This window comes from Shewanella sp. 2_MG-2023 (genome assembly GCF_030548905.1).
Classification (GTDB): domain Bacteria; phylum Pseudomonadota; class Gammaproteobacteria; order Enterobacterales; family Shewanellaceae; genus Shewanella; species Shewanella electrodiphila.
Genome location: NZ_JAUOSO010000014.1, coordinates 71,797 through 93,067 on the forward strand (window position 1 = coordinate 71,797; position 21,271 = coordinate 93,067).

21 protein-coding genes are annotated in these 21,271 nt (G+C 40.1%); all 21 read right to left on the reverse strand.

Annotation, left to right across the window (positions count from 1 at the left end; all coding sequences use genetic code 11):
• Positions 1–2 precede the first annotated feature (2 nt).
• The 21 genes from fliO to flgL all read right to left on the reverse strand — a co-directional run bounded on the left by fliO (position 3) and on the right by flgL (position 21,261).
• Complete coding sequence (gene fliO / locus Q4600_RS14610) at positions 3–443, reverse strand: flagellar biosynthetic protein FliO (protein WP_102529019.1); 441 nt, start codon at positions 441–443, stop codon at positions 3–5.
• A gap of 33 nt (positions 444–476) precedes the next feature.
• Positions 477–866 (reverse strand): flagellar motor switch protein FliN, encoded by a 390-nt coding sequence (gene fliN / locus Q4600_RS14615; RefSeq protein WP_102529018.1) that lies wholly within the window; start codon positions 864–866, stop codon positions 477–479.
• A 6-nt stretch (positions 867–872) separates the two neighbouring features.
• Complete coding sequence (gene fliM / locus Q4600_RS14620) at positions 873–1,898, reverse strand: flagellar motor switch protein FliM (RefSeq protein ID WP_102529017.1); 1,026 nt, start codon at positions 1,896–1,898, stop codon at positions 873–875.
• A gap of 27 nt (positions 1,899–1,925) precedes the next feature.
• Positions 1,926–2,450, reverse strand: coding sequence for a flagellar basal body-associated protein FliL (fliL, locus tag Q4600_RS14625; RefSeq protein ID WP_229369244.1), 525 nt, complete (start codon positions 2,448–2,450; stop codon positions 1,926–1,928).
• Between the two features lie 98 nt (positions 2,451–2,548).
• Positions 2,549–4,123, reverse strand: coding sequence for a flagellar hook-length control protein FliK (locus Q4600_RS14630; protein ID WP_303516971.1), 1,575 nt, complete (start codon positions 4,121–4,123; stop codon positions 2,549–2,551).
• Positions 4,124–4,354: 231 nt separating this feature from the next.
• Positions 4,355–4,801, reverse strand: a complete 447-nt coding sequence (gene fliJ / locus Q4600_RS14635) for a flagellar export protein FliJ (RefSeq protein WP_102529014.1) — start codon at positions 4,799–4,801, stop codon at positions 4,355–4,357.
• The gene (gene fliI / locus Q4600_RS14640; protein WP_303516970.1) at positions 4,801–6,138 is read right to left on the reverse strand and encodes a flagellar protein export ATPase FliI; all 1,338 of its coding nucleotides are present in this window, start codon (positions 6,136–6,138) and stop codon (positions 4,801–4,803) included. Before fliI ends, fliJ begins: the two co-directional genes overlap by 1 nt.
• Positions 6,107–7,225 (reverse strand): flagellar assembly protein FliH, encoded by a 1,119-nt coding sequence (gene fliH, locus Q4600_RS14645; RefSeq protein WP_303516969.1) that lies wholly within the window; start codon positions 7,223–7,225, stop codon positions 6,107–6,109. Before fliH ends, fliI begins: the two co-directional genes overlap by 32 nt.
• Before the next feature lie 85 nt (positions 7,226–7,310).
• Positions 7,311–8,357: a flagellar motor switch protein FliG gene (fliG, locus tag Q4600_RS14650; protein ID WP_102529011.1), complete on the reverse strand. Its 1,047-nt coding sequence runs from the start codon at positions 8,355–8,357 to the stop codon at positions 7,311–7,313.
• On the reverse strand, positions 8,347–10,041 hold the full coding sequence (fliF, locus tag Q4600_RS14655) for a flagellar basal-body MS-ring/collar protein FliF (protein ID WP_102529010.1): 1,695 nt from the start codon (positions 10,039–10,041) through the stop codon (positions 8,347–8,349). The genes fliG and fliF overlap by 11 nt, the downstream gene beginning before the upstream one ends.
• A 34-nt stretch (positions 10,042–10,075) precedes the next feature.
• Positions 10,076–10,417, reverse strand: a complete 342-nt coding sequence (gene fliE, locus Q4600_RS14660; RefSeq protein ID WP_102529009.1) for a flagellar hook-basal body complex protein FliE — start codon at positions 10,415–10,417, stop codon at positions 10,076–10,078.
• A gap of 197 nt (positions 10,418–10,614) precedes the next feature.
• Positions 10,615–11,964, reverse strand: coding sequence for a sigma-54 dependent transcriptional regulator (locus Q4600_RS14665; RefSeq protein ID WP_303516968.1), 1,350 nt, complete (start codon positions 11,962–11,964; stop codon positions 10,615–10,617).
• The gene (locus Q4600_RS14670; protein WP_303516967.1) at positions 11,957–13,351 is read right to left on the reverse strand and encodes a PAS domain-containing sensor histidine kinase; all 1,395 of its coding nucleotides are present in this window, start codon (positions 13,349–13,351) and stop codon (positions 11,957–11,959) included. The genes Q4600_RS14665 and Q4600_RS14670 overlap by 8 nt, the downstream gene beginning before the upstream one ends.
• A gap of 133 nt (positions 13,352–13,484) precedes the next feature.
• The gene (locus Q4600_RS14675) at positions 13,485–14,915 is read right to left on the reverse strand and encodes a sigma-54 dependent transcriptional regulator (protein ID WP_248955054.1); all 1,431 of its coding nucleotides are present in this window, start codon (positions 14,913–14,915) and stop codon (positions 13,485–13,487) included.
• A gap of 471 nt (positions 14,916–15,386) precedes the next feature.
• Positions 15,387–15,791, reverse strand: a complete 405-nt coding sequence (gene fliS, locus Q4600_RS14680; protein ID WP_102529006.1) for a flagellar export chaperone FliS — start codon at positions 15,789–15,791, stop codon at positions 15,387–15,389.
• Positions 15,792–15,803: 12 nt separating this feature from the next.
• Positions 15,804–16,124, reverse strand: coding sequence for a hypothetical protein (locus tag Q4600_RS14685; protein ID WP_102529005.1), 321 nt, complete (start codon positions 16,122–16,124; stop codon positions 15,804–15,806).
• Between the two features lie 3 nt (positions 16,125–16,127).
• Entirely contained in the window at positions 16,128–17,495 is a 1,368-nt protein-coding gene (gene fliD, locus Q4600_RS14690; protein WP_102529004.1) for a flagellar filament capping protein FliD, read from the reverse strand.
• 62 nt (positions 17,496–17,557) lie between these two features.
• The gene (locus tag Q4600_RS14695; protein ID WP_241906457.1) at positions 17,558–17,947 is read right to left on the reverse strand and encodes a flagellar protein FlaG; all 390 of its coding nucleotides are present in this window, start codon (positions 17,945–17,947) and stop codon (positions 17,558–17,560) included.
• Between the two features lie 110 nt (positions 17,948–18,057).
• A complete protein-coding gene (locus Q4600_RS14700; protein WP_102529003.1) occupies positions 18,058–18,876 on the reverse strand; it encodes a flagellin in 819 nt (272 codons plus the stop codon).
• A gap of 249 nt (positions 18,877–19,125) precedes the next feature.
• On the reverse strand, positions 19,126–19,947 hold the full coding sequence (locus Q4600_RS14705) for a flagellin (protein ID WP_102529002.1): 822 nt from the start codon (positions 19,945–19,947) through the stop codon (positions 19,126–19,128).
• A 111-nt stretch (positions 19,948–20,058) separates the two neighbouring features.
• Positions 20,059–21,261, reverse strand: a complete 1,203-nt coding sequence (flgL, locus tag Q4600_RS14710; protein WP_102529001.1) for a flagellar hook-associated protein FlgL — start codon at positions 21,259–21,261, stop codon at positions 20,059–20,061.
• Positions 21,262–21,271 lie beyond the last annotated feature (10 nt).

Here is a 21,271-nt window from a genome sequence, read left to right on the forward strand (position 1 = left end):
TGCTATTCCTTAGCCTGCTCTTTTTCTTGTTGACTGGCTTGCTGTTTGGCTTGCTTTAACCTGCTAGCAAAAGACGTCGTTTCGACATTAACAGCCGTATCGAGCTTTTCAATCAAATTCACTTGCTGAGCAGTAACGCCGAGTAAATACTGCTGCCCTTCTAATTCAATCAAAACAATTTTTTCTTTTTGGCCTAAAGGGGTCATCGCAACAGTTTTTATCACCCCCTGATTTGATTGAACCAAGTTAAGCTTTTTAACGATATAAGCTAATACAAAAATAATGGCGATAACAAGGATCAGCCCACCCATCATGCTTGATAATGCAGCGATATTCGATGTTTCAGCACCACGGATGGCTATTTCTGAATTGGCTGATTCTGAATTTGACGCTTCAGTGACAGCAGAACTTGCCACCACTAATAGACTAACTGCATTTAGCACAAATGAACCCTTAACTGATAATTTGAAATTATTTTATTTTAGCTTTTTGATTCGTTCAGTTTGACTAATGACATCCGTTAAACGAATACCGAACTTATCATTGACCACAACCACTTCACCATGAGCAATTAAAGTGCCGTTTACCATTACATCTAGAGGTTCGCCAGCCACTCGGTCTAATTCCACTACTGAACCTTGGTTCAACTGCAGTAAATTACGAATACTGATAAAACTGCGCCCGACTTCCATCGAGATTGTCACAGGAATATCCATGATGCTATCAAGCTTATCAGCTTCTGCTTGAGAAATAGGGCTTGACTCATCTACGAGCTCATCGAGCTCTACTTGTTCGGCAACATTGGCCTCTTCAAGTGCTTGCTCTGCCATTGCCGCAGCCCAATCGTCAGTATCATCGCTCATCATGTCACCTTATAATTCTGAAATATCACGCGCTTTACCTTTGCGCGTAATTAACTGTAGTTCTGATTTAGCGGTCTCAGGACGAGGAATTTTCTCGCTGATCTTCAACGCTAAGTTATCTCTAGATTTACCTAATTTACATCGATAAGTGGGTAAATCCTCAATTCGCATCATGATGTGCTCAGGTAATTCAATCGGTATAACATCCCCTGCTTTGAATTCCATGACATCACGAAGTTTGACTTCATGCTCGATGATATTGGCATCAATACCGACCTGTACATCCATAATTTCATCACGTAAGGCTTGTCCCCAACGCATGTCAGTATCTTGCTTATCACTTTGAACACCCGCATCAAGTAACTCACGGATAGGTTCAATCATTGAATATGGCATGGTGATATGAAAATCACCACCGCCTCCATCAACTTCAATATGGAAAGAATTAATCACCACAACTTCTGTTGGACTAACAATGTTTGCCATTGCCGGGTTGACTTCTGAATCCAAATACTCAAATTCAACATCCATGACTGGAGCCCAAGCATCTTTATAATCTTCAAAAATAATTTTCAGCAATAATTGAACAATACGTCTTTCTGTTGGCGTAAATTCACGGCCTTCAATTTTTGCATGGAAACGACCATCACCACCAAAGAAGTTGTCTACCAAAATAAAGACTAAACGCGCCTCCATGGTAATAAGGGCTGTCCCTTTAAGTGGGCTAAAACGCACCATATTAAGACTAGTAGGAACAAATAATGTATGGACATATTCGCCAAACTTAAGCATTTGTACGCCATTAATTGACACTTCTGCAGCTCTGCGCATCATATTAAACATACTAATTCGTAAATGGCGGGCAAAACGCTCATTGACAATTTCCAGCGTCGGCATTCGTCCACGAACGATGCGGTCTTGAGAGGAGAAATCATAGACACGAGTATCTTCACCGTCGTTAATGTCATCCTCATCAACATCATCGACTCCGTGAAGCAGCGCATCAATTTCGTCTTGGCTTAATAAATCACTCACATTATCACCTTGTCTTATTCACTGGTGTTATTGCATCACAAAACCAGTAAATAGTACTTTTTCTACTATTTTGCGGCCAGCTACAGGTTGTAGTGTATTTTGCACATTAAGTAGCGCTAATTGTCTTAGTTCATCCTTACCAGCCTGAGTACTTAGCTTTTGTACATCAGCAGCACTAAACGTGGTTAATAAAGCATCTTCAATTAATGGAATATGCATTTTCGCAGTTTGACCATCATCGCCACGTACCATCAATTGTACTTTTATTTCCACTAAGCGAGCTCGATCAACCCCAGGAAGGTTAAACAAAAATGGCCTCGGCATGCCAACATAATTAGCCTTGCCTTTTTTAGATTCATCAACTTCGGCTTCTGCTGAAGTTGCAGTACCAGGAGTTGCAGGAATTGACTCCTCTTCGCCTCCTAGAAAAAATAATGCTGCGCCTGCAATCAGACCAATAACGACGACACCGATAGCAATAAAGATAATCAGCTTTTTCTTACTTTTAGGTTGGTTTTCTGTTGTTAACTCTAGAGATTCTTCTTCAGCCATCATTTATTCCATTTTATGTGCTGCCACATTGGTAATAATCTCATCTCAATTATTACAGGGCTTTGACTGCATTAACGTAATGGCTATAGATTACCGACTTAGGCGTAATAATCTATAGCTGAATTGCTACTCTTTGCATGTTTTGTAGCAATCTCGAGTTCTTGTGCTGAAATTTCATCCAGCATATTCTCGCCACTGCTGTTTTGTTCATCATACTCGGATTTTTTCTGGCTTTCGCCATCTTGAGATACTTGGCTGTCTGCAAGTTGTAATCCTTCCTCAGCCAGCATTTCTCTCAATTTTGGAATCGCTTGCTCAATGAGGTCTTTTGTCTGAGATTGAGCTACTTGGAACTGTACTTGAGTTTGCTCACCGTTAACTTGAACTTTTACTACCATGTGCCCAAGCTCGGCTGGATCTAGACGAATTTCAGCATGCTGAACGCCTTGCCCAACCATAGTGATAAGTTGTTGTTTCATTACAGGTGCAAATTTTTGAATCATATCCTGCATTTGCACTACGGACTCAGCCCCTTGACGTAACGAAAGTTGAAATTGAGGTACATCACTTTTGTGCTGTGGTGTAAAACTGCTTTGATTTTGTAGTGCTTTTACATCTATCGTTTCACTCTCTTGCCCTAGTTCAGCAAGTGTTGATTGACTTGAGTTAGCTACTGCATTAACCATGGCATTATTAAAGGCTACTTTGGAGGTTGGTTTATCTAATGCCACACTTATCTCGGCTTTACTAAGATTCACAGGGACACTTTCTTTATCCTCGTTCTTAGCTAGTTTATTCGTATCAGCTATGACTTTTGAATCAGCCACAACTTTCTCAGCATTGGCAACCTGAGCTGAAGCGGCAATATTGTTCGCTGTATCAGTGGCATTCGCAGCACTTTGGACACTATTTGCGATATTAGATGTTGAGTTAGCAAGTTTAGCTTTTTCAGCAGTAATTAAATCAGCATTGGCCTCTGTAACAGGGATTGTTGCTGTCTGGTTATTGAGTTTTCCATCGATTAACAAAGGTAAGGCTTGGTTATCAGTGATGCTGACTTGTTGATTATAGCCATTAATTAGTTTGTTCAGTTCAGCTACACTTAAGGCGGTAAGATCTTGTTCACTCATCGAAGAAAATTGAGTCAATGCATCTAGTTGTTCAGTGTTCAGTGAACTTAAAAAAGAAGTGGTACTTATTTCGTTACCTAACTCTTTATCTAACTCTTTATCTAATTCTTCAATTTCTGCTTCTTCCGGAAAAACATCGACTGCGAGCTCATTAACCAATAAACCCTTTTCAACTGAATGCTGAGTTTCTTCAGTTAACACTAATTCGCTATCGGCTTGAGAAAGTGCTAACTCTGACAACTCAGATTCAAGCGGCAAGTCTTTGCCACTTTTTTCAATATCTGCCTGAGTATCGAAATTTTCAGCTAAATCTATTTGAGCAAAAATAAGGTCAACATCCGAACCTTCTGCCGATGGAGCATCGATACTCGCTGGTTGTTCATTAGTATTTAGACTGAGATTAGTTTTATCTACATCCACTTGTGATGCTTGATTAAAGACAGATAAAAAAGACTGTTTATCATCGAGTTGCACGGTTCCTGAAACCTGCGAATTGGTGGTTTTGCCACTATTCCCCAATAAAATACTGCTCATTTGTTGCATAACAAACTCCACTCAACATCACTCATAACGAACCAATTGGTACAACAATCGGATCCTGATAACAGTCACAAAGCTGACACTTCACTAACTAACTCTATAAATAAGCAATTAAAATGCCAGCTTATTAGAATATTGGTTTTTAAGGTTATTTACTCTTTTATCGCAAGGTAATTATCAGACTGAAAAATGAAAGTTTTGAGTCAAGTTTAAGCGTTAAGTTTAAGAAGATTTCTAGCGAGGTTTTTTACGGATGAATTGTTGCATAGCAAATTCATCCGATGCTTTTTGTTCACGTTTATTTGCAATTATTTGCGCTTTTAATGCATTTTTTTCGAGTAACATTTCCACAGCTTTACGTTTTTGCTGCTTTTCTTGCCAATGTACTTGGCGATAACCCGTTTGTTTTTCAGTTTCTTTTACTGCATTAACTTGTTGAATGAGCGCTTGATCGACTTGCTTAATAAATTCATGAAATGAATGGTATTCACTGGCACTTAAAGTTTTGCCTTGGGTTTCACCCATTTGCTTCATGTATTCAAGACGATAGTTATTCAGAGCATCTAGCTGGCCTTGGCATTTTTGCTGCTCAAGCTGGGCAGACTTTAATTGCAAAGCAGCTTGCTCTTCAGCTTCTTTATTGATTTTTAATACTGTCAACAGCGGATCAGCGCGGCGCATTATTTACATTGGGCAGCGATTTGCCCCACCATAGTTTGGCTATCATTAAACGAGATAACATCTTTAAAGCCCTGTCTTAAAAATGCATTCATCGCAGGTTGTAACCTAATGGCATTGTCTATTCGCGGATCACTACCTTGAGAATATGCTCCAATGGATATGAGGTCGCGATTTTGCTGATAGGTAGAATACATTTGCTTAACTAAACGCATCGATTCTAAATGTTCTGGCGCAATCACCATTGGCGCAACACGACTAATAGATTGTTCAATATCAATAGCTGGGTAATGACCAGAATCAGCAAGTGTGCGAGATAAAACAATGTGACCATCAAGAATCGCTCTTGACGCATCTGCAATGGGATCTTGCTGATCATCACCTTCTGTCAGTACAGTATAAAAAGCAGTAATGGAACCTTGTCCAGGGCCTCCGTTACCAGCCCGTTCAACCAGTCTTGGTAATTTAGCAAATACTGATGGCGGATAGCCTTTTGTTGCTGGCGGTTCTCCAACAGCTAACGCCACTTCACGTTGCGCCTGAGCATAACGGGTTAAGCTATCCATCAATAATAAAACGTTGTACCCCAAGTCACGAAAGTATTCAGCTATACGAGTGGATGTTTCACAAGCACGAAGACGCATTAATGGCGAAGTGTCAGCTGGTGCGGCTACGACAACGGAGCGAGCCCGTCCTTCTTCACCAAGGATCTCTTCAATAAACTCTTTTACCTCACGACCACGCTCGCCCACTAGCCCTACAACAATAATGTCAGCAGTTGTCCCGCGAGTCATCATGCCTAATAGCACACTTTTACCCACACCAGAGCCAGCAAATAAGCCCATTCGCTGACCCTTACCCACTGTTAGCATGGCATTGATGGCCCTTACCCCTACATCTAAAGGTTCAGAAATGGCACGTCTAGCAAGTGGATTAATTGGCGGTGCATGACGAGAAGCTTGTTGATCTGTATTTAATGGCCCTAAGCCATCAAGTGGTAAACCACTGCCATCAAGCACTCTGCCCAACAAACTCAGTCCGACATTCAAACTTGACTGCTCACCTAATGGCCGCACTCTTGCCCCAGGTAGTACACCTCTTAATTCATCAACGGGCATTAAGTACAACAGCTCGTCATCGAACCCAACCACTTCGGCAACTAATTCACCCGCCATAGTTTCAATCGAGCATAAACTGCCCACAGGTGCTCTACAGCCTGTAGCTTCTAATGTTAAGCCCACAACACGCACTAACTGCCCACTGGCTACCGGCCTAAGTGGGCTGACTTTTTGACTTTGGTTTTTGAGTTTATTCAGTAACTGATGTTGACGGCTTTGCATTGTCTCGTACCTCATCAGTTTCTAAAATTTTGGATTGCTCGTCTGCACCATTTTCAATTGCTGTTGTGTTATGAAGGTCAACTGAAGAATCTGCGACTTGGAAACTTTGATCTTTTATAGATGATTCTTCTATCAATGGTTCATGACGAGTTGCTTCTTGCAGACTTGTATCATTCTCACTGATTTTTGAATCAGTCACTTCAGTAATTTGACTGTTTTCCGTCGTTAAGCTTGAAGATTGACTTTCTGGTAAGTGATCCACGACTTCAGTCGTATATTGCGGATGTTCAGTTTTTATCGTTTGCACATTTGCTTGAATGCCAGAGGCTTGCTCGTGTAACTCTTGCAATACCTGACGCATTCTCTCTTCTACCCGCAAATCAACGCTTGAACGCATGCTATTGATAATACAATCACCTGGATTTAATGAAGGGTCAGCTTCAATGTCCCAATGATTTTTTTCTAATTGTGCATCGCTGTATAATTGCATCACTAAGGTAGCATCATCTGTATGCAGTCTGAGTTTAACCTGTTGCTCTTTAATCGGCAGGGAGTCAACACCTTGACGCAAGACTGATAAAATATGCTCAGGATGGGTTTTGAGTTCATGACCAACAATAGATTTAGCTAGGTTGATTGCTAACTGTAATACTTCTGCTTCAATTTCAGCATCAAGTAACATCAATGGTTGCTCGAATTGTTTTACCAATTGAGTTAATTTCTCGAGCACTTCATTGACTTTAACTTGGCCAACTTCATAGCCTTGTTGTTCCCCCTGAGCAAAGCCTTCAGCGTGCCCGACTTCAAGACCTTCAAGTTTACCTTGTTCAAGACCTTGGCTGTGACCTGCTACTTTTCCTTGCTCAAACCCTTCCTGCTCAGCTTCAACTCTGATTTGTTCAATTTCTGCCATGGTTGGAGGTAGAAGCGGTTTTTCTTCTGATTTAGCAGGTGGGTTTTGGCTACCTAAGTGTCCAAATAAATTAGACGGAGAGTCTGTTTGATCTTCGGTGACATCAGGCAATTGCCAATGACTGAAATCTAAGTCATCATTTTCGATTGATTTATTGGTTTTAGATTCCGTCATGGATATGCCTAATTTCTACAGCGATTAATGGTTTTATATTGCAGCTAAACGGTAATGGCTTATGGATAAAATTATAATGATGGCATTATAAGAACTCTTCACCACCACCGCCACCAAGCATAATTTCACCACTATCACTTAAGCGACGAGCAATTGCGAGAATTTCTTTTTGGGCCACTTCAACTTCACTGATCCTAATAGGTCCCATTGCTTCAAGATCATCACGTAATAATTCACCGGCACGTTTAGACATATTACCGATAATTTTATCTGATAATTGGTCATCAGTGCCTTTTAATGCCTTCATCAGCACATCTTGCTGTACTTCTCTTAGTAAAACTTGAATTCCGCGGTCATCAACATCAATCAAGTTTTCAAATACAAACATAAGATCTTGAATTTGCTGAGCCATCTCTTCGTCTGATTCACGCATTGTTTCCATAATCTGGCTTTCAACGCCTGTATCTAAGAAGTTCATAATATTAGCAGCAGCTTTAAGTCCACCCATTTTCGCTGCTTGTGCGCCGCCTTGGCCTGCGAACTGTTTCTCCATAATATCATTCAATTCTTGCAATGCAGCTGGCTGTACTTCTTCTAAATTAGCAATACGCATCATCAGATCTAAGCGAGTATTTTCAGGAAACTGACTGAATATTTCTGCTGCCTGATCAGGTTCTAGATAAGATAAAACAATGGTTTGAATTTGCGGATGCTCATTTTGAATAATGGTTGCAACTTGACGTGCATCCATCCATTTTAATGAATCTAAGCCTTTAGCACCGCTACCCATGATAATTTGTTCAATTAAATTACCGGCTTTATCTTCACCAAGTGCTGCAGTTAAGGCTTTTCTTACGAACTCTTCACTATTAAAACCAATAGATGAGAATTTTTGAATCTCTTCAAGAAATAACTTATGTACGCCAATGACTTTTTCTTGACCAAAGTCTTCCATGGCCGCCATAGACATACCGACTTTTTGAACCTGTTTTGGTTCCAAGTGTTTTAGTATTGAAGCCGCGTCAGCTTCACTTAGGCTTAACAGTAAAATAGCGGTCTTTTCAGTTCCCGTTAAATCATCTGGGTTAAACCCTTTAGTAGCCTCTGCTACCGCAACGTCATCATTTGCCATCGTCTTGTAACCAACTCTTAATTACTTGGGTAGAAAGTTCAGGTTCATTTGCCACTAATGCCCGTATTGACTTAATCATATCATCATCTTTATGAAGATTTGGGATTTGAATTGAGCCATCATCTGCATAACTATAATCAGCTTGCTGAGTATTGAGCATTCCGAGTGTATCTGCAGCATATTGATCTTCAATCTCAGCCAATTCATGACCTAAGCGAGCCTCTTCTGGCATTTCAACTTCATTGGCTTTCAGCAACTTATTCAACATTGGTCTGATAACAAATAAAATCAAGACTAATACCAATAATGCACCTAAAACCAGTCTTACCGCGCGCCAAAACCAAGGTTGCTCCCATAACTCAGGCTCAGGTAATGCTTCAATTAATTGATCCATAAATGGAACGGTAACCACTTCTAAAGTATCACCACGTTGGCTAGTAAAGCCCATAGCCCCTTCCAGTAAACGGCGAATATTCGTCAGCTCTTGTTCGGTTCTTGGCACTCTAGTGACCACACCATTTTCATCAACCGCACCTGGTTTATAATCAATCGCCACTGACACGCTGACTCGTCTTACTTGGCCAACTTGCTGACGTGTATGACTAATTGTGGTGTCTAACTCAAAGTTACGGGTCGCTTCACGGTGGCTGTCACCACTGACTGAGGTAGTTTCTGCTTCACCGACTTCTTGTGGGATGTTTGATTCCATTGGCGGTTGATTTGATAAAGCGCCAGGAATACCGCCCATTGATTGACCTGATGAATTACGTTCAATGGTCATTTCACTACGAATCGCAGGTAAATCAGGTGAAAAGCGTTTGGCCGTTTGTTCAACCGCAGTAAAATCCATGTTCACATCGACCTGAGAAGTAAAATTTTCAGGTCCTAATATCGGCATTAAAATCGATTCGACTTTATTACGATACTCAGCTTCTTTCTGTTGAACCAATTCTTGTTCGCGGCGCGCTCTAGATGATGCCGCATCTTGGCTGCCTGAATTTAATAAACGGCCATTAGAGTCAGTTACAGTCACTCTCGTTGGGTCTAAGCCCTGTACTGCTGAAGCAACAATATCGACGATAGAGTCAATTTCTTCTTGTCCTAAACTGCCTCGACGAACATTGACCACAACAGTTGCACTTGGTTTGGATTTATTGCGGGCAAAAACATTTTCTTTTGGCAAAGCTAAAATAACTTTAGCGCGAGTTACGCTATTTAGTTCTTCAATTACTCGGGCTAAATTGACTTCTTGGCTTTGCTTTAAGCGTGCTTGCTCCATTCGTTGGCTAACACCGAAGCCACTGTCTTTACTTAGGTAATCTGTTGGCTGGCTTGATGCTTCAACGCCTGCACGAGCTAGTAATAGTTTTACATTTTGATATTTGTCTTCAGGAATACTGACGACATCACCAGAAATTTTATAGGCAATTTTATTTTTATCCAAAACGTCCAACACTTGGATCATTTCGTTTGTTTCCATTTGACCTAACGGTCTGTACTCAGGCTCTTGCGCCCACATCATCATAAATACAGCCAATACCAAACAAACGGCTAATGCCAGAATCATAGTAATTTGACGCATAAAATCAGCACTACCAAAAGAACTCATCAAACCAGGTTTATTTTCCTGCTGAATCCCTGTGCTACTAGCGGTATCTGAATCTAATACGAGATCTGTACTCACAATAATTACCTACTTTCTAATCTGATAAAGAGGCCTAAACAGGCATGCTCATAATTTCTTTGTAAGCTTCGACAAGCTTATTTCTTACCTGTACTGTCGCTTCAAAAGCCACACCAGATTTTTCACGAGCAATAACGGTATCTGATAAAGTTACCGTAGAATCACCCATCTCTAAACGAGTGGCTAGATTAGCCGAGTTTTTCTGTAACTCTGTCACACCGCCAACAGCTTGAGAAAGCAATTCTCCGAAGTCTGCACCTGAAGTATTGCCTACTTTCTGGATCATATCCGGTTGGATAGGTGAGCGAAGATTAGGCGAGATTTCACCACGAAGTGATTGCATTTCTTGTAAGAAAGGATTCGAGCTAATCTGCATTGTAATCTCCTATTCGTCGGATATTTGACGACTAAAAACCAGTTACAATAGATTTAGCAAGTAGGATGCCAACAATAGAATTAACGCGATAGTTTGGGTGATTTTATTACTAATGGATGACTGTTTGACTAGCAAGTGAACAAGTAAACCTGATCGAAAGCCAAATCAGGTTTACTTTGTAGCAGTCTAGCTAAAAGCTAAGCAGGGACTTGTATTCCCATATCGCGCATCTTGGCCATTTTATAACGTAAGGTTCTAGCACTGATACCTAGCTTTTCCGCAACGTCTTTGCGGCTACCATTACACTGGTTAAGTGTCTCAAGAATAATTACATGCTCTTGAGCTTTTAACTCATCACCAAGTCCTTCATTTTCAGCTACAGGTTTGACTTGAGTAGGTTCAGGTTGCTGTAATTCAACTTCATTTGAATCTAATATGATATCTGCTGTTGAAATAGCCTCTCCAGTATGAAGAATTAATGCTCGTTGAATCACATTATCCAGCTCACGAACATTTCCTGGCCAGCGATAAGTCAACAAACGTCTACAAGCCACTTCATCCAAAGTCGGCAAAGGTGAGATATTGGCATTCTTAGCATGCTTAACCAATAAATGACGCGCAAGTGGTAAGATATCAGCTGGTCGTTGATTCAAAGCAGGCCAAGTTAACGGGAATACGTTAATTCGATAATATAAATCTTCTCTGAAACCGCCTGATGCCACCATTTCTTTTAAGTCTCTGTTAGAAGTAGCAAGCACACGCACATCAAGAGAAATAGTTTTACGCCCGCCTAAACGTTCAACTTCTCGTTCTTGTAACACTCGCAGTAGCTTAGCTTGAAGACCTAATTCCATTTCTGAAATTTCATCTAATAAAATCGTACCACCTTGAGCTTGTTCAAATTTACCGGGACAAGCTTGGTATGCGCCAGTAAAAGCGCCTTTTTCATAACCAAATAATGTCGCTTCGAGCATATTTTCTGGAATGGCGGCACAATTAATTGCAATAAAGGGTTGTTGTGAACGCGAGCTATTTTGATGTATGTATCGTGACAATACCTCTTTTCCTGAACCGCTTGGCCCCATAATCATCACTGACGCATCTGAACTGGCTACACGCTGGGCAATAGAAAGTAATGCCAAACTTTTGTCATCAGCCACCACAGGCTGATCAAGATTTTGCTTTAGGGGTAAATAACGTGACACTTGGTTAAGTAGTACTTCTGGCGCAAATGGTTTCGCTAGATAATCAACAGCACCAAGTTTAATCGCACTAACCGCACTATCAATGGTTGCATAAGCGGTCATCAGTAGCACTGGCACTTTACAGTTTTGCTGCTGTAAATAATTTAACAAGCCTATACCACCAATGCCTTCCATTTGAACATCACTAATAACCAAATCAAATTCTGTTGACTTGAGAGCAAGAATTGCATCTTCTGCAGATGCAACATCAACACATTCATAGCTTGCCAGCAGTAAGGTGTCGAGTAAGGCCTCACGTAAAGATGCGTCATCTTCAACGAGTAATAGTTTTGCTTCACCCATGTGATGCCTCCGGGCTATTGTGATTTTCTGCGCCACGTTCTGTTTTACTGAAGTCGTTATCTGTAATGTTGTTATCAGCTAATGCTTCATTGTTTAACACTTCACTTTCGAAACCTGTCGTCTGAGTTTTATGCGATTGATAAATCGGGAATGACAATCTGATTAAACAGCCTTTATTTGGTTGTGATGAGACTTGCACTGTCCCTTTATGATTTCTTACTACCGTTTGAACAACTGCTAAGCCTAAACCTGTACCTTGGCTTTTGGTTGTAAAAAATGGCTCTAGAATCTGTTGCTGCATATCAGCTGCTAATCCTTTGCCATTATCAATAACATCAATATTAATATGAGTATTAGATGAAGCTGTAATGATTCTAATTTCTGTGGCATTAGCCTCTAAGCTATTCATAACAAGATTATTAATTGCTGAACTTAGCGCATTACTATTAGCTAACATTCGTTCACTAGCTTGATTAAAATAATTTAACTGACACTGTTTTTTTTCAGCAATGGGTTCACAACTAGCAAGTACAGGTTCGATAATATCTTCAACGTCAGTCACCTGGGATGCATCATCTTGCTTATTTTTAGCCATTAACAGCATGTCATTTACTTGTCGCTCAAGTTCATTCAACCTGTCGACTAATTTAGTTTGAAATCGTTTTTTAGCCGTATCATTCAGTTTTGGACTAGCAAGGTTAGATGCATATAACATAGCGGCAGAAAGCGGTGTTCTTACCTGGTGAGCCAAGGTTGCGACCATTTTTCCTAACGCCGATAAGCGTTGGAGGTGCGACAAATTTTTCTGTAATAAACGTGTTTCGGTTAAATCTGTTAAAACAATTAATTGTCCAGGTTCTGGCGTTAACGGAGTAATAGCCAGTTTAACTCTTCGACCGTTTTTAAGTGAGACTTCATGACCATCATCTTCTTGCGGTGAAAAAGCGCGGTTAATAATATCGAACCATTTAGCCCCTTGTAGCGGTCTACCTAAAAGCTCTGTTGCCACAGGGTTTGCCAATGTAACCAGTCCATCACCATTAATAATAACAACACCTGAAGGCATCGCTTGCAGAATGTGCGCCATTTGATTTGACATATTCGCCGCCTTTTGCGGTGCTGAACGGGCTATTTGTCCAGCTAAATCATGATTAACGCTTGCTGAAGCCTCGGAAAGATTATCGTTTTTTGAGGTGTAAAGGTCTTGATTATCAAGTGCTTGATAACCGACTTCTTGATAGTCTAATCCTTGAGGTGCTGAATAGGAGCTTTCTTGAGCCGTATCGTTAAGAGCATAGGAATTTGAGGCATTATAACTCGATCCCATTTCTGTAATAGAATTAGGCTCTACCATCGATTGTGCTAAACTGCTGTGCGCCGAAAACATAGCCACTCCGTCAAAATATTAACTTTTGTGTAAGCTGATGCATTTGGTGTGCCAAAACGTTATGTGTAAATCATAAGCATAAAAAAGCATGCCATGAGGCATGCTTTAGTGTAACCGTTTATGGCAAAACTGGTTAATCTTTGCTCATGCCATATTTACGCATTTTTTCAACTAAGGTTGTTCGTCTAATCCCCAACATTTCTGCTGCTCTAGCAACCACATTATCTTGCTGCTCTAGAGCTTGGCGGATCATATCGATTTCTAGCTCAGCTAATAAATCTTTTAAGTTGACACCTTCTGGCGGTAATTCACTTGGGAAACGGGTTTCAGGGATCTCAATAGGTTCATCATCACTGAAAATTGACGCTAATGCATCACGCTCTTGTTGCTCTTCGCTAATTTCAACACTGTACTCTGGCACATCGATATAACGATACTTTCGCGGTAAATCATTAACATCGACCAGTCCGCCAGGGAAAAGTATCGTCAGGCGCTCGACCAAGTTAGATAACTCACGCACGTTTCCTGACCAGTTATGTTCTTTTAATGACTCTATTGCACGCTGGGTAAAACGGATTTTACCCCGCCCTTCATTGAAGACTCTGCTCACCAATTCCTGCAGTAAAAGAGGCACATCATCACGGCGCTCGCTCAGCGATGGCATTTCGATTGGAAAGACATTCAATCGATAATAAAGATCTTCACGAAATAAATTATCATTTATCATCGTTTCTAAATCACGATGTGTTGCAGCAACAACCCTCACATCAGTGGTAATAGTTTTAGAACCACCCACTCTTTCAAATACTTTTTCTTGCAATACGCGTAGTAACTTAACCTGCATTTGCAGCGGCATATCACCAATTTCATCTAGAAATAGTGTGCCATTCTCAGCCAATTCAAAACGGCCTTTACGAGTTGAAATTGCGCCAGTAAATGAGCCTTTTTCATGTCCAAAAAGTTCACTTTCTAATAATTCAGGTGGAATTGCGCCACAGTTTACCGGAATGAAAGGACCATCCCGTCGCTCTGACATGTAGTGAATATTGCGGGCTACAACTTCTTTACCTGTACCAGACTGACCTAATACTAAAACAGTCGCACCTGAAGTGGCCACTTGGCTTATCAGATGACGAACATTGGCTATCCCTTCACTTCGCCCGACGAGTGAACGGAATAACTTAGTTTGATTAGCACTGGTAGGAATTTGTGGTTGCTTAGCTTGACCATAAACCTGACAAAAATGAAGTAGCTCAGTTAATTGAGGGTAATTGATAGGCTCATCAATAGTGCCAAGTACATTAACACCATTAATTTCAAGCGTACCAATCAATAATACTGGCTGCCAAGGAATGGATGACTGAACATCTTTGATAAACTCTGGCGATACTGATTCAGTATCAATGACTAAGGCTCTAAAACGAGATTCACGTGATAATGAAGCAAGATCATCAGTAGAGATGACATGATGTTTTTCATCTAAGAATTCAAAAATACAACAAAGACGAGAGACTCGCTCAGAAGGTTCAGCAACAATTAAAATTCGTTGTTCTATTTGCATCATTAAGAAGGCCAAAGCTCTAGTTATTAGTTATTCAAAGTCATATTCATGTATTGGCTGTCTATTTGCAAACATCATAGAGTTAGCACACATTACAGAGTCTAGACTTGAATATTGATTATCACGCTATATTTTTTGAGTCAGAAGACACAATTATAATATAAACATTAACATAGCAGAATGCATACTCATATTTTTTAATCTTTACTTAAATATAGCCAAACCAGCAATAAAGTTTAAACGAATACGCAAAAATTAAATATTGTATTATCAGAGCATGAGAATCAAGCATCAGAAGACATTATTCTACCATGCTGTTGATTTAAGTCACCAACAGTTGTTTTTATAGGCAGGTTTCAACATTTTATTTCAAAAAGTAAATAAAACGAGCATTCGCTTTAACTGCAACCTTAAAACTTATCAGCAATAAAAAAGACGCCATTGGCGCCTGTTTTACAATCGTAACACTTAGTATCAACTTGCTTCTGAAGTCATCAAGTGCATATCTTGAGGAATGGCATCCCAGCCTTCTTTAATGGTTCGAAGAATCCCCGAAACATCATCAATCGCTTTAACATCATTATTCATATTTGCCTCTGAAATACGGCGTAACATGAAGTCATATAGTTCACTTAAATTACCCGCTACAGAATCTTTTACATCCATATTCAAGCTGTTATTTAGACCGTTTATAATTCCAATCGCTTTATTGATTGCAACGCCTTTGCCTTGTAAATCTTGAGTTTCGATTGCGTAACGACTTTGAGCTAAACGCAACAAAGCACCATCGAACATCATTTGGATTAAACGATGCGGGGAAGCAACAGCAATCTCACTATCTAGAGATACTTTGCGGTAAGATTTTATTGATCCTCTCATAGGTCACCTTCGCTACTTATTTGAATCGACTGATTGATATATATTAATTTGGCGTTGATTTTTCTTTCTAGCTTGAAGCAATGCCTGAATATGCTTAAGAACATTTCTCGCCCTTAATTCAAACCCTTCACTAATTACGATCTGTTCTTGAAGTGTCTTTTTAGCAAGTTCTACATCTGTCTCATCAATACTATCGAGTAAAATTTGACGCTCTACAGTCAACTCTTGCAAAATAGATACCAACTCATCAGACTGTTCATTTTCTGATGGGGTATTTTCTAATGTCTGCAGTGTTTGTTCTATTTTTTTATTAGTTTCGTTAAGTTGTTTCATAAATTAACTGCTTGGAACTGAGCCTGGAAGTGAATTTAAACGCTCTACGAGGCCCGAACTTTGTTGGTTCATTTGAGCAACGATTAAATCCATTGTATTGAACTGTTTAAATAATCTTGCTTCTAACAGCTCCATTTTCAAACTAAATGCGTCTCGTTGGTCATCTAAACGACTCTTTTCACTGGTTAAGCTATTATTTCGGTTATCAATGAGTCCACCAGTTTTCACATAACCTTCGACCATAGTATCTAAACGATTAGCGATCCCAGTATCAGGAGTCGCAAATAAGCCTTCAACTAAATCCATATTTTCACTAATTGCAGTATCTAACTTATCACTATCAATTGACATTTTACCGTATCGATCAGTCTCGATGCCTATGTCATATAATGCAACAGTTTGTCCATCAACATCGACTCGGTTACTGATCATACTGCGCATTTGAGATTCGATTGAGCGGATCATCGAATCCCCCTGCAAAGCAGCCGCTTCTTCTTTTTCAGTATCGTATTTAGACATGTCACTAATTGAAGTAACTAATGTATTGTAAGCGTCAACAAAGGCTTGGATATTCTCTTTAACCAGCTCGTCATCTTGTTCTATTTTCAATGTTGTTGTCTTAGCAATGTCAGCATCTGTTAACGACAGAGTCACACCAGCGATGGCATCTGTAACTTCATTAGATTGTGATGTTACTTTTTGACCATCTATGTATAAAACTGCATTTTCAGCAGTTTGTAATGTCGTCAGGTTACCGGCGCCAAACATGTCATCTAGTCCTGTACCTGCAGTATCTGTTGCAGTTATAGTAACTTCATTGTCTGTACCAGGCTCATCTGAGCTAAACACTAACCGACTTCCAGCATCACTTGTAATAATGGTGGCTGTCACACCAGAATTATCAGTTGAACTGTTAATTTTACTGGCAATATCTTCAAGTGAATCAGTCGCTTCAATATCAACAGAGAAAGCTTCACCGTTGACAGAGAGGTCCAAACTACCAGCCCCGACACCTAAAGTTGGATCAGCAACGTTTGCTCCAGCCACTTTATGTGAAGATGCGAGTTGCTCGACTTGGATCTGATAACTACCTGTTTGCGCAGTTTTATCGGCCGTAGCGCCAAAATAAATACTGTCACCCGTAGACACTTTGCGAATATTTAATGAATCAGGATCGCTCAGTTTCTCTAACGCATCTTGGAAGGTAGATAATTTACTTTTCAATGAACCGATAGCTGAAACCTTAGCATCTATTGTTGCTTCACTTTTGTCGAATAGTGCCTCTTTGGGAAGTTTTTCAGCATCGACCAATACACCGACAATGGTGTTGATATCAAGGCCCGAGCCAATACCAGTTGCTGTTAATGCCATAATTTCCTCTTAGATACTTCGATAAAAATGTGAGCGACCAAAGATTACTAAAACTGCTGATTTTATGCTTCTGTATTAAGCAAAATTCCTGCCACTTCAGCCAGTTTTTTTGATAATTCCAACGCTTCGGCATTGGGTATCTGTCTTATTATATCACCTGAATCTACATCCATAACGCTAATGACATTTTGACCGGAATCATCATCTAATTTGAAAGCCAAACCTTTTCGCATCAATGCAGTCATATCATTAAGATCGTTGGTAATATCTGCTAAATCTTGTTTGTCAGAATCTTTTTCTGTCAAATCTTTACTTTCTTGCTCTGTTTTTTCAAGCTCAGTGACTTTCGACTTTTCTTCAGCTACCGCAGCCTTAGTCTCAGTAAGCTGACGAGTCCCCATATTATCAGTAAGGGTATTTGAGGTACCAGTAAAATTGATATCCATAGCCATCTTACGCCTCTTAGTTAGTTTATTACGATAATCATCATCAAAAACGACAAAAGGGAGATCTATCAAGACCTCCCTTCTTAAATTTTCAAACTCTAATTCGATTAGTCAAATTAGAGAAGAGAAAGTGCAACTTGAGGTAGTTGGTTAGCTTGTGCAAGCATTGCTGAACCCGTTTGTTGTAAAACCTGATTCTTAGTCATTTCAGCTGTTTCTTTAGCAAAATCCACATCTACGATTCGAGACTTAGCATCTGCAACGTTTGCTTGAGTGTTAGCACTGTTAGCAATGTTGTGAGCAAGACGGTTTTGTTTCGCACCTAAATCTGCACGTTGGCTATCAATAGTGGCAATCGCTGCGTCAATTTTAGTTAGAGCTGAAGCACGACCTGCGGAGGTAGCATTAGTTAGACCTCCAACTGATAAGCTAGTCGAATCACTTGTAGCTACTGTAATAGTAATGTCTTCGCCATCTTGGTGACCAACTTGGAAATTCTTGCCGCCTGAAAAACTACCATCCAATAATTTAGTATCACCAAATGCAGTATTGTTTCCGATTTCAGTGATTTCTAAGGCAAGCTCGTCCATCTCTGCTTTAATAGCTGCTAAATCTTCAGTACTGTTTGCACCATTCTCAGATTGTACAGTCAGGTCACGCATGCGCTGAAGCATGTTAGTTTGCTCTTGCATCGCGCCTTCAGAAATTTGCGCAATTGAAATTGCATCGTTAGCGTTACGCATGCCCACTTCTAAACCACGAACTTGAGAGTTCAAACGGTTAGAAATCGCTAAACCCGCCGCATCATCTTTTGCACTGTTAATACGTAAACCGCTTGATAAACGTTCCATCGATGTGGCTAAGTTACCAGTTGAAGCGTTTAAGTTCTTTTGCGCTTTCATTGAAGTTACGTTTGTATTTACTGTAATAGCCATAATTTGATTCCTCTTTATACCTGGCTTTAAAACATTGCCTGTCTTTATTGCCAGGCGGGTCTATTGGGTTACAAATACTTTAACGGCAGCGTTTTAAGATACTTTAGAAATTATTTGAACATTTTTCGAACATTTATCATATTAGCTAGAAAACAGTGGCTTACAGGCATTAAAAAAGCCATATTCATTCAAAAATGGATATGGCTTTTTATGCAATTGGTTAACTAAACTACATTTCTGGGATGTAAATTACCCCAGTAGCGAAAGTGCAACTTGAGGTAATTGATTCGCTTGTGCAAGCATTGAACTACCTGTTTGTTGTAATACCTGATTTTTGGTCATTTCAGCTGTTTCTTTGGCGAAATCTACATCTACAATTCGGCTCTTAGCATCAGCAACGTTTGCCTGAGTGTTAGCACTGTTAGCGATGTTGTGTGCTAAACGGTTTTGTTTTGCACCTAAGTCAGCACGTTGTTCATCAATTGACTTAATCGCTGCATCAATTTTGTTAAGGGAAGAAGCTCGCCCTGCAGAAGTAGCATTAGTTAAAGCGGCAACTGATAAGCTTGTTGAGTCACTTTGCTTTACAGTTATACTAATATCTTCGCCATCTTGATGGCCAACTTGGAAAGTTTTACCTGCTGAAAAACTACCATCCAATAACTTAGTATCACCAAATGCAGTACTGCCACCAATAGCGGTAATCTCTTCTGCAAGTTGATCCATTTCAGCTTTAAGTGCAGCTAAATCCTCTGTGCTGTTTGCACCATTTTCAGATTGAATCGTTAGATCACGCATACGTTGCAGCATATTTGTTTGTTCTTGCATCGCGCCTTCAGCAATTTGTGCAATCGAAATTGCATCATTTGCATTACGCATACCCACTTCTAAGCCGCGAACTTGAGAGTTCAAGCGGTTAGAAATAGCCAGACCTGCCGCATCATCTTTTGCACTGTTAATACGTAAACCACTAGATAAGCGTTCCATCGAGGTCGCCAACCCCTGAGTTGAAGTGTTTAAGTTTTTCTGTGCCTTCATTGATGTAACGTTTGTATTTACTGTAATAGCCATAAATAAATCCTCATTCTTAGTTTTGTTGCCAAGACTTTGGAGCTTGGCTAAATTTTACAATTTAACGTGGGTCATTATTGTTTACATATTTTGCAAAATTCAAAAACCTTGCTAGATATAGTCAAACAACGAAATAGAACCGACTTTGCCGAATACACTCGACACGGCATTTAATGCCAGTTGCTGTTTTTCAAACTCAGTTATTGCTGCGGCATAATCCAAATCTTCAAGCATGGATAAAGCACTGTCATTAACGATTTTTTCTTCTGCGTGATTTGTAGAGATACTTTCTAAACTCTTCAAGCTATTGCCTGCAATACTTCTTGCCGCACTGACTTGAATTTGACCACTATCGATATTATTCAATAGCTGTGCCAACTTTGAGTTACCTTGGGGAGTATTTGGTATTGTAGGGTCTTCAAGCATAGAAATTGCTTGATTAAAGGTATCTAAAATACTGACTGTTTCTTGCGGTTCCATAGTGAAAGAGTCACCTGCAACGGGCTGTCCAGACAATTGAACCTCAATACCGTTAAAGCTTACAGGGTTACTGGGATCAAAATTGGGCACTGTAGAAATAACTGCTCCGCCAGAGTCTTCTATTTGTAAATCCAATACACCGGCGTTATCAACAAACTTAAACGTGTAGGTATCTTCAACATGAGCAGCGGAATCAAATATTGCCGCCTTATCTACGGTAAAGTCACCTTGTTGGGATGGCAGATAATTGACGCCATAGTCACCTAAAGGGTTTGAGGCATTCATAAATACCGTATCCCCTGGCACATTTGTTCCTACGGTGACACCGGAGGCAACAATACTTTGCCGCTCTCCGCTATCTCCGCTATAAACAATTTCGCCATTGTTATCAAAAGCAAACGGAGGGTTATTCGTGTTGTTCCCCGCGAAAATATAATTACCAGACTCGTCTTTAGTGTTGGCTATCGACATTAACTCTTCTAAGCTATCTTTCATTTCATCGGCAATCATTTGCCGTTCAGACTGAGATAAACTGCCGTTTGCAGCGCGTTGTAGCTGTTCACGCATACTGCTCATCAAGGTTTCAGTGCTGCCTAACTTGCTTTCACTTAATCCAAGGTGCTTTTGAGCGTAATCAACATTTTTGACATATTGATCAACTAGTGCGTTTTTCTGCCTTAAGGTATCAACACCAATTGCCGCCACAGGATCATCGCCAGCAGTATTAATCTTTTTGCCGCTTGCCAACTGTTCAAGAATTTTATTGGTTGCAGACTGCCCCTTTGAAATACTAGAAGTATTCTGGTTAAACATTTGAGCGGTTGAAATTCGCATAACTGATTCT

Excerpts from the sequence above, each read along its gene's own strand:
- fliI (WP_303516970.1), bottom strand. The coding sequence starts at position 6,138 with ATGCAAAGCCGTCAACATCAGTTACTGAATAAACTCAAAAACCAAAGT.
- Q4600_RS14670 (WP_303516967.1), bottom strand. The coding sequence starts at position 13,351 with ATGTTTTCGGCGCACAGCAGTTTAGCACAATCGATGGTAGAGCCTAAT.
- fliS (WP_102529006.1), bottom strand. The coding sequence starts at position 15,791 with ATGAGAGGATCAATAAAATCTTACCGCAAAGTATCTCTAGATAGTGAG.
- fliH (WP_303516969.1), bottom strand. The coding sequence starts at position 7,225 with ATGACGGAATCTAAAACCAATAAATCAATCGAAAATGATGACTTAGAT.
- Q4600_RS14700 (WP_102529003.1), bottom strand. The coding sequence starts at position 18,876 with ATGGCTATTACAGTAAATACAAACGTAACTTCAATGAAAGCGCAAAAG.
- fliL (WP_229369244.1), bottom strand. The coding sequence starts at position 2,450 with ATGGCTGAAGAAGAATCTCTAGAGTTAACAACAGAAAACCAACCTAAA.
- fliJ (WP_102529014.1), bottom strand. The coding sequence starts at position 4,801 with ATGCGCCGCGCTGATCCGCTGTTGACAGTATTAAAAATCAATAAAGAA.
- fliE (WP_102529009.1), bottom strand. The coding sequence starts at position 10,417 with ATGCAGATTAGCTCGAATCCTTTCTTACAAGAAATGCAATCACTTCGT.
- flgL (WP_102529001.1), bottom strand. The coding sequence starts at position 21,261 with ATGCGAATTTCAACCGCTCAAATGTTTAACCAGAATACTTCTAGTATT.
- Q4600_RS14705 (WP_102529002.1), bottom strand. The coding sequence starts at position 19,947 with ATGGCTATTACAGTAAATACAAACGTTACATCAATGAAGGCACAGAAA.
- fliD (WP_102529004.1), bottom strand. The coding sequence starts at position 17,495 with ATGGCATTAACAGCAACTGGTATTGGCTCGGGCCTTGATATCAACACC.
- Q4600_RS14695 (WP_241906457.1), bottom strand. The coding sequence starts at position 17,947 with ATGGCTATGGATATCAATTTTACTGGTACCTCAAATACCCTTACTGAT.
- Q4600_RS14665 (WP_303516968.1), bottom strand. The coding sequence starts at position 11,964 with ATGGGTGAAGCAAAACTATTACTCGTTGAAGATGACGCATCTTTACGT.
- fliG (WP_102529011.1), bottom strand. The coding sequence starts at position 8,357 with ATGGCAAATGATGACGTTGCGGTAGCAGAGGCTACTAAAGGGTTTAAC.
- Q4600_RS14685 (WP_102529005.1), bottom strand. The coding sequence starts at position 16,124 with ATGAAACAACTTAACGAAACTAATAAAAAAATAGAACAAACACTGCAG.
- Q4600_RS14630 (WP_303516971.1), bottom strand. The coding sequence starts at position 4,123 with ATGCAACAAATGAGCAGTATTTTATTGGGGAATAGTGGCAAAACCACC.
- Q4600_RS14675 (WP_248955054.1), bottom strand. The coding sequence starts at position 14,915 with ATGATGCAAATAGAACAACGAATTTTAATTGTTGCTGAACCTTCTGAG.
- fliN (WP_102529018.1), bottom strand. The coding sequence starts at position 866 with ATGATGAGCGATGATACTGACGATTGGGCTGCGGCAATGGCAGAGCAA.